General features: G+C 44.2%; 17 protein-coding genes. 10 read left to right on the top strand and 7 right to left on the bottom strand.

Going from position 1 to position 14,555, the window contains the following annotated elements:
• Window positions 1–40 precede the first annotated feature (40 nt).
• The gene (gene pgeF / locus OE749_RS00620) at window positions 41–784 is read right to left on the bottom strand and encodes a peptidoglycan editing factor PgeF (RefSeq protein WP_263710399.1); all 744 of its coding nucleotides are present in this window, start codon (window positions 782–784) and stop codon (window positions 41–43) included.
• A complete protein-coding gene (rluD, locus tag OE749_RS00625) occupies window positions 771–1,754 on the bottom strand; it encodes a 23S rRNA pseudouridine(1911/1915/1917) synthase RluD (protein WP_263710400.1) in 984 nt (327 codons plus the stop codon). Before rluD ends, pgeF begins: the two co-directional genes overlap by 14 nt.
• A gap of 288 nt (window positions 1,755–2,042) precedes the next feature.
• Between rluD and OE749_RS00630 the strand changes: the two genes are divergently transcribed.
• Window positions 2,043–2,807, top strand: coding sequence for an outer membrane protein assembly factor BamD (locus OE749_RS00630; protein WP_263710401.1), 765 nt, complete (start codon window positions 2,043–2,045; stop codon window positions 2,805–2,807).
• A 124-nt stretch (window positions 2,808–2,931) separates the two neighbouring features.
• Here OE749_RS00630 and OE749_RS00635 read toward each other — a convergent pair whose 3' ends face one another.
• Genes OE749_RS00635 through OE749_RS00645 form a run of 3 tightly spaced genes read right to left on the bottom strand, consistent with a single transcriptional unit; the run spans window position 2,932 to window position 4,772 of the window.
• Entirely contained in the window at window positions 2,932–3,594 is a 663-nt protein-coding gene (locus tag OE749_RS00635; RefSeq protein WP_263710402.1) for a ChrR family anti-sigma-E factor, read from the bottom strand.
• Complete coding sequence (locus tag OE749_RS00640) at window positions 3,587–4,201, bottom strand: sigma-70 family RNA polymerase sigma factor (RefSeq protein ID WP_263710403.1); 615 nt, start codon at window positions 4,199–4,201, stop codon at window positions 3,587–3,589. The genes OE749_RS00635 and OE749_RS00640 overlap by 8 nt, the downstream gene beginning before the upstream one ends.
• Window positions 4,202–4,256: 55 nt before the next feature.
• A complete protein-coding gene (locus tag OE749_RS00645) occupies window positions 4,257–4,772 on the bottom strand; it encodes an LON peptidase substrate-binding domain-containing protein (protein ID WP_404828113.1) in 516 nt (171 codons plus the stop codon).
• A gap of 209 nt (window positions 4,773–4,981) precedes the next feature.
• On the opposite strand from OE749_RS00645, the gene OE749_RS00650 reads away from it, so the two are divergent.
• From OE749_RS00650 to OE749_RS00685, 8 genes are all read left to right on the top strand, one after another.
• Window positions 4,982–5,701 carry an SDR family NAD(P)-dependent oxidoreductase gene (locus OE749_RS00650; protein WP_263710405.1) on the top strand — a complete coding sequence of 240 codons (720 nt, stop codon included), beginning with the start codon at window positions 4,982–4,984 and terminating at the stop codon, window positions 5,699–5,701.
• Window positions 5,702–5,720: 19 nt separating this feature from the next.
• Window positions 5,721–6,983: an NAD(P)/FAD-dependent oxidoreductase gene (locus OE749_RS00655; protein ID WP_263710406.1), complete on the top strand. Its 1,263-nt coding sequence runs from the start codon at window positions 5,721–5,723 to the stop codon at window positions 6,981–6,983.
• Window positions 6,980–7,720: a DUF1365 domain-containing protein gene (locus tag OE749_RS00660; RefSeq protein WP_263710407.1), complete on the top strand. Its 741-nt coding sequence runs from the start codon at window positions 6,980–6,982 to the stop codon at window positions 7,718–7,720. The genes OE749_RS00655 and OE749_RS00660 overlap by 4 nt, the downstream gene beginning before the upstream one ends.
• Window positions 7,721–7,738: 18 nt before the next feature.
• On the top strand, window positions 7,739–9,004 hold the full coding sequence (locus OE749_RS00665; protein ID WP_263710408.1) for an SAM-dependent methyltransferase: 1,266 nt from the start codon (window positions 7,739–7,741) through the stop codon (window positions 9,002–9,004).
• Window positions 9,004–9,531 (top strand): chalcone isomerase family protein, encoded by a 528-nt coding sequence (locus tag OE749_RS00670; protein ID WP_263710409.1) that lies wholly within the window; start codon window positions 9,004–9,006, stop codon window positions 9,529–9,531. Before OE749_RS00665 ends, OE749_RS00670 begins: the two co-directional genes overlap by 1 nt.
• Before the next feature lies 1 nt (window position 9,532).
• A complete protein-coding gene (locus OE749_RS00675; protein ID WP_263710410.1) occupies window positions 9,533–10,093 on the top strand; it encodes a DUF3833 domain-containing protein in 561 nt (186 codons plus the stop codon).
• Window positions 10,094–10,124: 31 nt separating this feature from the next.
• Complete coding sequence (locus OE749_RS00680) at window positions 10,125–10,466, top strand: 5-carboxymethyl-2-hydroxymuconate Delta-isomerase (protein WP_263710411.1); 342 nt, start codon at window positions 10,125–10,127, stop codon at window positions 10,464–10,466.
• A gap of 105 nt (window positions 10,467–10,571) precedes the next feature.
• Window positions 10,572–11,078: a cytochrome b/b6 domain-containing protein gene (locus OE749_RS00685; RefSeq protein WP_263710412.1), complete on the top strand. Its 507-nt coding sequence runs from the start codon at window positions 10,572–10,574 to the stop codon at window positions 11,076–11,078.
• A 195-nt stretch (window positions 11,079–11,273) separates the two neighbouring features.
• Here OE749_RS00685 and thiI read toward each other — a convergent pair whose 3' ends face one another.
• Complete coding sequence (thiI, locus tag OE749_RS00690; RefSeq protein ID WP_263710413.1) at window positions 11,274–12,737, bottom strand: tRNA uracil 4-sulfurtransferase ThiI; 1,464 nt, start codon at window positions 12,735–12,737, stop codon at window positions 11,274–11,276.
• 208 nt (window positions 12,738–12,945) lie between these two features.
• Between thiI and OE749_RS00695 the strand changes: the two genes are divergently transcribed.
• The gene (locus OE749_RS00695) at window positions 12,946–13,590 is read left to right on the top strand and encodes a hypothetical protein (protein WP_263710414.1); all 645 of its coding nucleotides are present in this window, start codon (window positions 12,946–12,948) and stop codon (window positions 13,588–13,590) included.
• A gap of 26 nt (window positions 13,591–13,616) precedes the next feature.
• Here the strand turns inward: OE749_RS00695 and OE749_RS00700 are convergent, their stop codons facing one another.
• The gene (locus tag OE749_RS00700; RefSeq protein WP_263710415.1) at window positions 13,617–14,555 is read right to left on the bottom strand and encodes a flagellar motor protein MotB; all 939 of its coding nucleotides are present in this window, start codon (window positions 14,553–14,555) and stop codon (window positions 13,617–13,619) included.

Below are 14,555 nucleotides of genomic sequence, written 5' to 3' on the forward strand. Positions count from 1 at the left end.
TTTCGCTTGGCGTATAGAAAAACAAAAACCAACACCAATCTTATGTCAACGCTATAACGGTTGCGACTCTACCGCAATCACTTAAACCTTGGTGCGTTGCGCGCCGATGCGAAAAAAAGAGGTCTTCGTTTGCGTAGGTGCATAATTGACTTTGATACACGTGTTGCACCCCCAAAGAACGTAGTTGTAACGCCGCAACCAAGGCCATATCTATATGATACTTTCCCTGCTGCTGGCCCTGAGAAATAGCATTCGAATAAGATTTAAATTGCTTTGCAACCTCTTGTCCTACTTCGAAATGAGGCTGAGAAATGCACGGCCCAATCCATGCTACGAGCTCGTTTGCAGGTCTTGGCAATGCCGCAAGAGATGAGTCAATAATTGAATTCACCAAGCCACGCCACCCTGCATGAATGGCACTCACACAATCGCCCTGCACACTAGAAATAAGAATCGGAATGCAATCAGCGGTCATAACTGCGCAGGCGACATCGTCACGCGAGGTAAAACTCGCATCGGCATGAGCCTCTGCGCTGCCAGCTTCAACAATTTTGTTGCTGTGGGTTTGATGTAGCCAATGAATCGGCTGCTTGGTAGGAAGCATGTTGCGGTTAGCCTTCACATGCTCAGGATTATCTTTCACATGCATACCCACGTTTAAACTGTCGTAGGGAGGCTGGCTCACACCTCCCTTTCGTGTTGTGGTATACGCATCGACCCAGTTAGGGACATCCCAATCTGGGGTGATAAGAGAAAGCTGCGTCGACCCGCTATTCCCAGTCAACGCCATGCTCTTCTGTGTCTTGCTTCAATACAGCAAGCAATTCCACCATATCATCGGGTAGCGGCGCTTGCCATCCCATCCACTCACCTGAAATGGGATGCGCCAGTTCTAACTGCGCAGCATGCAACGCTTGACGGTTAAAGGTTCGCAGCATGTGTACCATGTCTGGCCCTGCACGTTTTGGCAATTTCGGACGCCCGCCATAGAGCGGGTCGCCCACCAGCGGATGCTTTAAATAAGACATATGCACGCGAATTTGGTGGGTTCTTCCGGTTTCAAGTTTCAAACGTAAATGGGTGTGCGCTCTGAATTTCTCCATCACGCGATAATGGGTGGTTGCCAGCTTACCCGTTTCACGAATCGCCATACTGGTGCGCTTAGTTGGATGACGGCCAATCGGTTGATCTACCATTCCACCAGCCACCATGGTGCCATACACAACGGCTTCGTATTCGCGACTGATTTCTCGCGCTTGTAGCTGCTCGACTAAGTGAGTTTGCGCAGGAATCGTTTTCGCGACAACCATCAACCCTGTCGTATCTTTATCCAATCGATGAACAATGCCAGCGCGTGGCACTGTGGCAATATCGGGAACATGGTTTAACAAGGCATTCAAAATCGTGCCATCGGCATTACCAGCGCCAGGGTGTACCACTAAATCTCGGGGTTTATTGATCACTAAAATATCGTCATCTTCATAGACAATATCCAATTCAATATCTTGTGCCTGATGACTACCATGCACTTCAATTTGGGCATTGATGGCCACGCTCTCTCCGCCCACCAATTTTTCGCGCGGCTTAGATACGTTAACATCATTGACACTGACATTGCCCGCCAAGATCCAATCTTTAATACGCGAACGGGAATAGTCTGGAAATAATTCTGCTAAAGCCTGATCCAAGCGTTTACCATAGAACGACTCTGGCACAATGGCGTCTAGCTCAACTGATTCAACATTATCAGTCATGTAATAAAACAACCTACAAATCTAGTTAATCAGCTGATTATACTACGAATCGCAGCGAGTTGGGCAGGGTTAGCATATCTTTGAGCAGAAATTTGGCACGGCCCAGCGAAATAGAAGACTTAAAAGTGTATGCCCTGGTTATATGAACGGAACTTTTCCCATAGGTTTCACTCTCAATGAAGCATTAAAATTAACATGTGCATCCAAAATCACAGTACGTTAGAATGCTGCGAGTTTGATTTTTCGAGTGCCAGCTAAGGCACCATATGTATAACGATAAGAGTGATAATGAATATCAAAGCTTTATTAAAAACGCTTGCTGTTGCGGCTACTTTAGCAACAATGTCAGGCTGTTCGTCATCACCGGATGATGAGGTTGTTGTTGCCAATGACACCGCAGAGCAACTGTACGAAAGAGCAAGAACCAATTTAGACAACGGAAATTTCTCTGGTGCCGCGACCGTTTTGAGCGCGCTAGATTCGCGTTTTCCATTCGGTCCGCTGTCACACCAGGTACAGCTTGACTTAATTTACGCGTACTATAAAACTGGCAAAACCGATGAAGCGCTAGCCACCATCGATCGCTTCGTCAGGCTTAATCCAAATCACTCCGACGTTGATTACGCACTCTATATGCGTGGTTTAGCAAACATGGACGCAGACAAAAACTTATTTCAAGAGTTGGTAGGAATCGATCGCTCAGACAGAGACCCTTCAAGGTCGCGTGAAGCATTCAACGATTTTAAAAGTCTGATTCAAAAATACCCGGACAGCAAATATGCTAACGACGCGTTAAAGCGCATGGCGTTTATAAAGAACCGTTTGGCAAAGTATGAAATCATGATTGCCCGCTTCTACATGAAACGAGAAGCTTACGTAGCGGCTGCAAATCGAGGTAAATTTGTCTTAGAAAATTATCCCGATTCAATCCATGTGCAAGAAGCACTGGAAATTATGATTGAAAGCTACGATCAATTGGATTTGGTCGAGTTAAAACAAAATGCGTTAAAAACCCTTCGTCTCAACTACCCAGACAGTTCATACGCTAGCTAGCATTAATGTTCACACATAGTGTTATGTGTGAACACGTCTCCGCTATTCTTTACATACAAAAAACGCATACCCTTTCAGATACCTGCAAGGCGTATGCGTTTTTGAAAACGTTACTGTTTCTAGCCTAGAAGAACAAGTGACTGAATGGGTTGAGTAACCGCGCAACGCCCGAAGTAAAGTGCAACGGTTTGTCAACGATACTAAACACCAAACATCCGTCAGAAGTATCTGCCTTCGGTGTGTGCTTGTGCGTTCCATCCAAGGCGATGAAGTCTCCGGCATCATAGCGGCCGATTCCGTCGCTGAATTGCCCATCAATCACAAGTGTTAGCTCTTCGCCTTTGTGAGTATGCTCAGGCACACTCCCGCCTTCTTCCATAAATATGAAGTTAGCTTTCGTGCCATCCCCTAAGTTCACAGGCGCTTGCCACAAATTACCCAGCAAACGTGACCAATTGCCAGTTTTCGCTACGTATCGCTGCAATGCTCTTGGAACGTGAAACCGCTTGCCGTCGAGTTCTAGCGTGGGTTCAACAAAAATACCTCTACGCGCTTCAGCTTCAGGCAACCGTAAGATATCTGACAACATCGTGTCGTATTCTATCGACATGTCGATAGAAGCGTTGTCAATTTCTCGGCTGCCTATTTCGTCTAGGAACAGGCACAGCTGTTGTTGACACTTTTCGCACATATCTACGTGAGCAGATACCATTAACGCCACACCAGGTGAGCACACACCTTGCGCGAAAGACTGCAACTGGGTAGCAGTAGGATGCAAATTAATCATACTCTTGTAACATCTCTTTTAAACGCTGAAGCGCCAGCCGGGTTCTAGATTTTACTGTTCCCAAGGGAATATCTAGCTGGTCTGCCACTTCCTGCTGTGACTTGCCTTCGATATAAATCGCTTCGATCACAGCTTTCTGCTTGGCGGGTAACTGTTCAAACAGATACCCGACCTCTTCCAAGGTCACTTGCTGGTCAAGTGACACCTCATTGCTGTCTGCGGTGGTCTCACACAACACAGGCCACAAATCGTCTGAGCAAATATCTTCCTTTCTGTTTTGCTGCTTTCTCAACATGTCGTAGCGAATGTTTCTCGCAATGGTAAATATCCATGTTGAAGGTGAACCCTTCTCTGCGTTGAACAAATGCGCTTTTTGCCATACATTCGACATCGTATCTTGCACAAGCTCCATCGCCAGTGCCTCGTTCCCCACTTGCTTTAACGCATAGGAGCGAAGACGAGGTGCGAAGTAACCAAATACTTTAGCGTATGACGCACGGCATCGAGTGGTTGCTACTAACGATAGATACGCAGCCATTTCTTCGGCACAGTCTTTTGGTTTCGCGGCTTGCAATTGTTTGGTTTCCACTGGAATTCCGATTAGCATATCCGTTACCTTGACGTGAACAATAGTTATGATTACGCAAGACACAGAAAATGGATCACTCCATTAAGTGTGTCAGATAATTGAGCACTTTGCTGTAATCTTTTTCAATTAAAAAGCGTTGCTTTTGCTCTGCATCAATTGGCAATAGTTCTAGCCAACGAAACATTACCCAAGCGGGATCCTCGAATTTCGGCGAGGGATATAACCTTCCGACCTCAGGATACGCATTAAACAGCTCTTTCAGCTTGTCATTTACAGAGCCCATTTGCGTACTTGCAGGTTGTTCATGCCAATTACCCAACCAGTAGCACTCACCTAGCCTAAGGCCATCATCCTCTTGAGAAATCGATTCAATAGCAATACAACTCTTTCCCTCGACGGTAACCCCCAGTAAACCGTCTTCAAGCAAATCAAAGTCGGTCACTTTGGCATAGGTACCAATCGGATAGATGTGCGTATTGTCTTCTTTGCTTCCAGCGGCATTTAACATACACATGCCGAATCCTGAGTCATTCGCGCACGCTTCTTTGATCATTCGCGTGTACCGCGGCTCAAATATTCGCAAAGGCATCTTGCCGCCGGGTAAAAGGTGCGCAGACAAGGGAAATAGCGGCAGCGTAAATCGCTCTACATTTTCCACATTGTGTCTCCAATAGCCTTGATAATTCCCTTTACGAAAGGTTTCGCGCTTTGGATTAAAAAAAATGCCATATTGGGGAGTGATCTCTTTAACTGGATTTACGTTAAATAGTGTATGAACGCTAAGGGTCTAATTTATCTATGAAAACTATGCTGATTACGGGCGCAACATCAGGAATAGGCCGTGCCCTAGTTAACGTGGCGAGCGCAAATGATTGGAATGTAATAGCTTGTGGCAGAAACGAAGCAGCCTTGCAACAACTCAGAATGATCAAACAGGTAAAAGGTATATGTTTCGACGTGACGCAAAAAGACGCGGTAAATCAGTCTCTTTCTAGTATCGATGCCCCAGATGTTGTTGTGCTCAACGCGGGCGTGTGTGAGTACGTTGATGTAGAGGCATTTGACTCAGACATGTTCGAACGCGTATTTGCAGTGAATTTTTTTGGTGTGGTTCACTGTATTGAAGCCCTGCTTCCTAAATTACGAAGAGGCAGCCAAATTGTCATTGTCGATAGCCTTGCACGACTATTGCCTTTCACCAAAAGCCAAGCTTATGGTGCCAGTAAAGCGGCAACCCATTATTTAACCAAAACCTTAGCGGTAGATTTAAAGGCCCGTGGCATTATAGTGCAATCGGTTAGTCCGGGATTTATTGAAACCCCCATGACTGACCAGAATGACTTCGACATGCCCATGAAAATGCACGTTGATGATGCGGCAAAAGCGCTCTTTCATGGCATAAGGCTAAAAGAACGATCTATTTATTTTCCTTACGGATTTGCGTTCATATTACGCGCACTCTCAAAGCTACCTAACGCAGTAAAAGTGTGGTTGGGTGGTACGTTAAACAAACAATAATGTAAAAAGCGATTTCTTCATGACAAAACGGATTGGTATTATCGGTTCAGGTATTTCAGGGCTCACTTGCGGTTATTTACTCAGCAAAAAATATGACATCATAATGCTAGAGGCAAATAACTACATTGGCGGGCACACAGCGACTATCGATGTCGAAACACCAGATAAAACACTTGCCATTGATACCGGTTTTATTGTTTTTAACGACTGGACGTATCCCAACTTTATCAAGCTTCTCGACCAATTAGGGGTAGAACGACAGCCCACAGAAATGAGTTTTAGTGTACAGAATCCATCTATTAATTTGGAATATAATGGGCATGACTTGAATACACTGTTCGCACAACGTCGCAACATTTTTCGCCCCTCTTTTTATCGGCTTATAAGCGAGATATTGCGCTTCAACAAATTGTGTAAACAACAATTAGACAAGCCCCACGAAGATGCAACCTTAACCCTATGGCAATTTTTGCAAGCGCATACATTCAGCGATGTTTTTGCAGTTAACTATATTTTGCCAATGTGCGCAGCGATTTGGTCAACCAGCTTAGACGATGTAAAGCAATTTCCACTGACCTTTTTCTTACAATTTTTCAGCAACCATGGCCTGCTCAATGTCACAGACAGACCACAATGGTATACGCTAGTTGGGGGTTCAAAACAATACATTGAGCCGATAACACGTGACTTTAAACACAATATCAAACTCAATAGTCCGGTATCACGTGTCATTAAACTCGCTGAAGGCTATCGTTTAGAAACGCCATCAGACAGCTATGACGTTGATGAGGTCATATTGGCCTGCCATAGTAATCAAGCACTGGCAATGCTCGACTCTCCTACTGAGCAACACACCCAAATACTCGGTGCTATTCCTTACGCTGAGAACGAAGTGGTGTTACACACAGACACCTCTTTATTGCCAAAAAGGCAACGCGCATGGGCAAGTTGGAACTATCATTTAACTCAGGGGCCCGACGCCAACCAGCGACCAGCAACCGTGACTTACAACATGAATATATTGCAATGTTTGAAAGAAGATACTACCTACTGCGTGACGCTAAACAACAGTCACGACGTTGCACCCGATTCAATCATTCAGTCTTTCCGTTACGCCCATCCGCAGTTTAGCCAGCGCTCAATGCTCGCCCAGCAACGACGAGACGAAATATGCGGGCGTGACGGCATTCACTTTTGCGGCGCTTATTGGTACAACGGTTTTCATGAAGACGGTGTCAAAAGCGCGCTTGACGTATGCAAACGATTTGGAACCGACCTATGATGAATGATAGCAAACAATTGGAAAGTGCATTGTATGTAGGCACCGTATTGCATGCTCGGCATAAACCCAAAGTGCATCGATTCACTTACCGTATTTTTTTGTTTTGGCTCAAGCTAGACGAGATAGAAAAAGTCGCCAATCAAGTAACAGGGTTCAACCTGAATGGCTTCTCGCCCGTTACCTTTCGACGTTCAGATTATTTGGGGGAACCTGACACCTCATTACAACAGAGTGTGCTCAACAAGATGTCATCATTACATGGTCAGCCTCTTGAAGGCGACATCTTTTTGTTGGGGCAAACTCGCACGCTCGGCCTGTATTTTAGCCCAGTCAATTTTTACTACTTACGTAACCCGTCAGGAGAATTTACCCACATGCTGGCAGAAGTCAGCAATACACCATGGAATGAACGCCATCATTATTTGGTAGATTTAAACAAACAAGAAGACAGCATAAAAGCATTTCACGTATCGCCTTTCAATAACATGGAAATGCGTTACAAATGGCGCGTAGCTCAGCCTAAAGACACACTTAAACTACACTTATCATGCCATGCAGAGAGTAAAGAGTTTGATGCTGCACTCAATTTGCGTAAACAAGAACTGAACTCAAAAACGTTATTTCGCGTATTGGTGAGTATTCCTAGTATGACAATAAAAACCGTGGTGGGTATTTACTGGCAGGCACTAAAACTTTGGGTAAAAGGTATGCCAGTGTATCCCCATCCGAAATCGTAAAATGAGACCGTGTAAATTATGTTAGAACGTGAACAGCATCTGGCCGAGAGCGCCCCGATATCCGTGCTCGATGGAATTGCAAAAAAAGTCTTGGTCAAAGTCTTCTCTTTACTACCTAAAGGAAGCATGACTCTGACTGAAAATGATAGATTAGTTGGCGACTTTGGTAACCGTGCAGACGCCCTTCACGCACACATAAACATCATTGATACCAAGGCCTACAGTCGACTGCTGTTTGGCGGCAGTGTTGCATCAGGAGAAACATATACTGACGGGCTTTGGGATACGCCAGATTTAACTAGCGTAATACGTATATTTGCCAGAAATTTACCTATGCTTGATGCTTGGGAGCGTAAAGCAAAATGGATTGCGCTGCCGCTTCGTCAATTAGCTCATTGGCAAAATCGAAATTCACAACGTCAGGCGCAGCGCAACATTGCCGCTCACTATGATCTTGGTAATGCGCTTTACACCCGCTTTTTAGATGAAACCATGATGTATTCGGCAGCCATTTACCCCTCTAATGATGCATCATTAGAGCAAGCTCAATACCACAAGCTCGCGTCGATTTGTGACAAACTACAACTATCAGAAAAAGATCACCTACTTGAAATCGGCACAGGCTGGGGTGGCTTAGCCATATACGCAGCAAAGCATTATGGATGTAAGGTTACGACAACGACGATTTCAGAAGAGCAGCATGCCTACGCGAAAGAATGGATAGCGCGAGAGAACTTAGACGACAAAATTACGCTGCTCAAACAAGACTACCGCACACTTACCGAGTATGGCACAGGCAAGTACGATAAAATCGTATCGATTGAAATGATCGAAGCAGTAGGAAAAGCCTATCTACCTACCTTTTTCAAAACCTGCAATGCGTTACTTAAAGAAGACGGCATTATGCTACTGCAATCTATCACTATCGACGACCGCCGCTTTGAGAGCTATAGCCGTAGTGTAGACTTTATCCAAAAACACATCTTCCCAGGTGGTTTTTTACCCTCGTTATATATGCTGAACAATCACCTGAAGCATTACACCAACATGATGATTCGCGATACTCATGACATTGGCATTGATTACGCCAGAACGTTACAAGATTGGCATCGCAACTTTAACGCCTCTGCGCGCGATCTACTCAATAATGGCTACGACGAGCGGTTCATGCGCTTGTGGCGCTATTATTTCTGTTATTGTGAAGGTGGTTTTTTAGAAAGAACCATCAGCACGGTTCAGTTGGTATTGACCAAACCCGCCTGCACAGCAACGTGGGTAAGGTAATGTTTCGCACTTACCTTCGCATCTTTACCATAATAGCCGGATTATTAGCGGTAGCAGTTACAGCAAATACTTCAGCTTCGCCGACTTATTCATTGGATGGCTTACGCGAAGTAGGATCAGCGCGACTCAGCGTATGGTTTTGGGACGTATACGATGCCACGCTTTATAGCCCGTCGGGAGATTACGAGACGTCTCTTCGTCCGCTTATGTTGAGCCTGAATTATTTGAGAAATATCGACAGTGACGAATTGGTCGAACAAACTCAAAAGGAGTGGCGCAAACTTGGTGTTACTCACTCTAAGGTATCGACGTGGTTAGAAACGCTGGCTCAAATTTGGCCAGATGTGAAAGACGGCGACCAACTATCATTGCTCGTCACCGCTGACAACACCAGTCACTTCTACTTTAACCAATCACTGATTGGCTCTATACCAGACGCCGACTTTGGTGAGCACTTCCTCGCTATTTGGCTATCACCGGATTGCAGCTTCCCAAAAGCCAGGCGCAAACTTATCGGAGAAAATTAACATGAAATTCCATTTCCTCATTGTGGTGGCTTCGATAAGTTTAACCAGCTGCTCAACGCAGCTAGCAGACTACAAGGGCACTTCGCCTGAATTCTCGTTAACAGAATACTTTAATGGGCAGGTGACGGCATGGGGTATTGTAGAAGACTATTCTAAAAAATTAACTCGTCGTTTTTGTGTCGATATTATCGGCTCGTGGGAGCCCACAGAAAATGGCATGTCAGGCACGTTAGATGAAACCTTTTATTATGCCGATGGCGAAACTCAAACGCGTATTTGGCGCCTGAATATATCTCCAAGTGGTGAAGTAACGGGCACTGCAGGAGACGTGATTGGCACAGCAACTGGCAAAGCAGAAGGAACCGCATTTAACTGGGAGTACACGCTCACCGTCCCTGTGTCAGGTACGACATGGGAGTTTGCCGTTGACGATTGGATGTACATGATGGATAACAATCGCCTAATGAACCGTTCATATCTGTCAAAATGGGGTGTTACTGTGGCAGAAATTTCGATATTCTTTGACAAAACACAACCTGTCAGAACCTGCCGTTCTGAGTAATCAGTGAGTAAAAAGAAAAGAACAACGCATTATGCCAAGCTGTATTATTGAATATTCAAAAGGTGTTAGAGATCTCATTGCACCACGCTCTATTGTTGAAAGTGTGCACTTAAGCGCCATTCAAAGTGCTTTATTTTCTACCAAAGATATTAAAACCCGCGCATCGATTTGCAAGCACTACAAAGTGGGTGACGGTAATGACGAGTTCATTCACGTTGTATTGTCGATCATGCCCGGGCGTACCGAAAGCCAAAAAGCCAGATTGTCTCAAACGGTTGCAGAAAATCTGGCTGAACTGCCATTAACGAACATTTCAATTACCGTGCAAGTTATTGAAATAGATGCGTCCAGCTACACCAAAATTCTACAGTAAAATCAACAGAGTAAAACATGGCTCAAAGGGCATAAATATCTTGCCCTTATCTTCGAAAGAAGGGATAGTTAGCCCGTAATTTACTTACTCGAAAAGGACTTCCAGATGAAAACAAACACGTATATTGTAGATCGTGCACTGCACTGGTCAGCCGCGCTGATGTTACTGTTTATGTTACTTAATTTGTCTTCATTACTGCATAATATTGACTGGGACATAAAGGGACAAATCACCCACAGACAAGAAGCAGTTGAAATACACGCACTTGTTGGCATTTTATTACTGGTTGTTACCTTCGTGCGAATCGTGATGCCATTCGTTTCAAAAGAAAAGATACCAAGAATAAAGCCAACGAGCACAGCCCATAAGGTCTTTATTCAAGCCACCCATATTGCTCTGTATTCTTGTATCACGTTACTTGTATTAACCGGCATTATCATGATCAATAATTATGAAATTCCAATTCATATATTTGGTTTTGTCGTGGGTGATAACAAAGAAGCATTTTATGACTTTTTCCCTAAAGTCCACGCCATCCATATATTACTTAAAGACAGTATTTGGTGGTTAATTGCCATTCATTTTGTCGGCATTATGTACGCGAAAAAATAGTACCTAGCCTATTCCATCGCGGCGCAGAAACAATACGGTAAGAATCCTCTTTGAAAAAGAAGGTGTTGCTTTACTCCCAAGTATTGATAGTTTCCCCGACGAAAGAAGCCAATTACTCTCGCTTGATCAATATAAACGTTCTACAAACAGAAAAGGCGCATGATGCGCCTTTTCAATATAAACTCGTACGTAAGGCTATTTTTTATTTGGTCTGTAGACTTTCACATTCTCGAAACCTTGCTCATGTAACAACAAGGTTTGAAGCTTACTCATTACGCCACGCTCACAATACAGATAATAATCTTTACTCTGATCTAAGTCGCCAAACTGAGTAGACAACCGGAAAAACGGAATGTGAACGACATCAATATTGTCTAGCTCTAATGGGTTTGCGTCTTCTTCTTCAGGTGCACGGATATCTAATACCACGGCCCCTTGGGGCAAAGAAGCGGTGGATTCAACCTCTCTGATTTCTTCTTCGGTTTCTTTCGCAATAGAACGAATATCTCTAACATTCGCCGCTTTAACAACGCGATCAATTAAATCCTCAGGTAATTTGGCTTCCTCTTCTTGTACTTTTTCCAGTACCGCTCGTACCGTCGGATTCTTCGAAATTACACCGCAATATTCAGGCATAGTTTTGGCGAAATCCTCAGTTCCAATTTTACGGGCAATGTCAATAATTTCAGATTTATCCATGCAAATGAGTGGCCTAAGCACTAATTTATTCGTGGCTTGCTGAATCACATGTAGATTCGTCATTGTTTGGCTCGACACCTGCCCCAACGCCTCACCAGTTACCAAGGCATTTATTTGCAAATTATCGGCGACTTGCTCTGCCGCTCTGAGCATCATACGCTTCAACACAACGCCCATCATGCCATTATCCACGTGCTCTAGAATGGCTGTTACAACGGGTTCGAAATCAACCGCTACAAACTTCACTTTATGAGAGCTACTAAACTTCTTCCACAAGTAATAGGAAACCTGCTTAACGCCGATCTCATGGTCGCGCCCTCCCAAATTGAAGAAGCAGAAATGCGTTTTTGCACCGCGTTTGATCATTTGGTAACTCGCCACACCAGAATCAAACCCGCCAGAAATAAGAGAAACCACATCTTCTTGAGTTGGCAATGGCATTCCGCCCAAACATTTAAATTGATCTTTGACGATATAAAGTTTGTCTTTATCGATTTCGAGACTCACCACAACATCGGGCTTGGATAGATTCACGCCACCTGTTTCGCAAAACTGATTAAGACCGCCGCCAACATAGGCGGCCACTTCCGTTGAGCTAAACGTTTGCTTGCCTTTTCGTTTTACTCTTACGGCAAAGGATTTACCCGCTAGTTTGTCATGCCAATACGCCTTGACTTGCTGATAGATATCGTCAATATCAACATACTCACTTTCCTCTACCAGCAAAGCTTGTTCAATTCCTGGAATATTTCGCAAAATTTCAGCAAGTTGCGCTACATGAGGTTGTGCAGACGGATTCACCATCACCACCAGTTTGTCATACAGATTACGTACTTCCACTGACAGCTCATTTTGCTTGATAACTAACCGTATATTCGACTCAAGTAACTTCGTAAAACGCTTTCTTACGGAGCGGCTTTTAATCGTAATTTCAGGGTGCAATTTAATAATGAACTTCATAGAAACGCTTCTGGCTGATAATTGAGATAACAAAAATGTCGGCGGATTATACATTCGTCCCTTGATATTACCAATTTAGTACATTAAATATCGCTTGACGTAACTTTGTGGTTGCTATTTTTTACCATTCATCTCATCATTTTCCACGTTTAGCTAGGAATGGTTAAACATTTATCATTTTTTAACATTTAATTATGGAGATCTCATAATGTTAAAGGCATTAGCGAAATCATTTCCTTTACTCGCGCTGTTTACAGTCTCTGCATCTAATGCTGCACTTCTGACATCAGATTTTGAAGATATGTCTGAAGGTTTTGCTGGTACATCTTTTACAAACAATGGCATTACGTATTCTGAAATGGCCCCCTTTGACAACACGTACGAAGAGGGAGTTATAGATACCTTCGGAAGCAGTGTACCCAATTCAAATGTACTGTTAATGGGAGGCTTTGGTCCTACGCCCGGCCCAAGTTTTTCTCTTAACAGCTTCTCAACTATGACGCTGACATTCTCAGGACTAATTGCTAACTCAATCGGCTTGGACGTCATTACGGGTTACAATAATCTAAACACCCCCGCCTTGTTGTTGGACGTCATGTTTCAGGGGAATGTAGTGGGCAGCACCAGTCTTCAATTTCCGTCACCTGCTGGCTTTTATCGCTCAGATAGACTGTCTTTCTCTGGCGCACAATTCGACAGTGTTAGACTATATTCCTCTGATACCAATGCATATTTAGGTGCCGCATTTGACAATGTATCTGTCAATATTGCTGAAATATCAGAACCGTTAACATTTTCTCTGTTATCGTTGGGCTTAGCGGGTATCGCCTTTAGCCGCAGAAAAACTAGCTAATAGCACCCTACAAATAGAGCCGGATTTTAATTGGAATCTGGCTCTATCACCGAGATCGGTTTCGACAACTTAGGCTTACCTTGATTAATGGAGATCTCTACTCGACGATTCCGGCTACGATCTTCGCCATTTTCATTCGCAGCTAGAGGCTGCGTATCGGCACGCCCCACTACCTCCATTCTCGACTCATCGAATCCCGGTGCGGTCCTTAGCTCCTCAGCTACCGCAACAGCGCGTTGAGAAGAAAGGTCCCAGTTTGATCGATATAACTCATTCGAGATTTGCTGGCTATCGCTATGACCAGATATTTCAATTTCTCCGGGCATATCTGCCAGTAACGTACCTATCTTTTGTAGAATCGGTTTAAACTGTGGTTGTAAAAATGCAGAACCAGCAGAAAACGATCCGTTTTCTCGAATTCGAATGGTGATTTGTTGCCCCAACGACTCAAGTTCAACCGAACCATCTAATATCTGCTTTTGAAGCTGTTCAGCCACTTTCTTAACTTGTTCATTCACCTCTTGCTGCTCTGCGCTTTGTGAAGCGCTAGAGGAAGAGTCTGTCGTGGTTTGCTGCGCAGATCCACCACGCTGTTCACCCCGTTGTTTTTGACGTCCACCTGCGGAGTCTTCATCACCTGCTTGGAATTCAAGCATTTGCTGGGTCATATCGATGGTTTGTTGTTGAAGGTTTTCGATAGGCGTAGGGTCAGGTCGCCCAGGCCTAAACTCCATCGCAATGACGCTGGTTCCCTTGGGAATATCTTTTACTTCAATTTTATTCTGTACACCAAACGCAAACTTCATTGAGCCTGCAATTTGTTTGAATTTGAGCACGTCCATTTCTGAGAACGCAAGCAGCAGAACGAAGAAGCACATTAATAATGACATAAGATCAGCAAACGTCCCCATCCAAGCAGGTAAACCCTCTGGTGGACATTTAGGACATTCTTTCTCTTCTGCCAT

The organism is Fluctibacter corallii, from assembly GCF_025751585.1.
In the GTDB taxonomy this organism is placed as follows: domain Bacteria; phylum Pseudomonadota; class Gammaproteobacteria; order Enterobacterales; family Alteromonadaceae; genus Fluctibacter_A; species Fluctibacter_A corallii.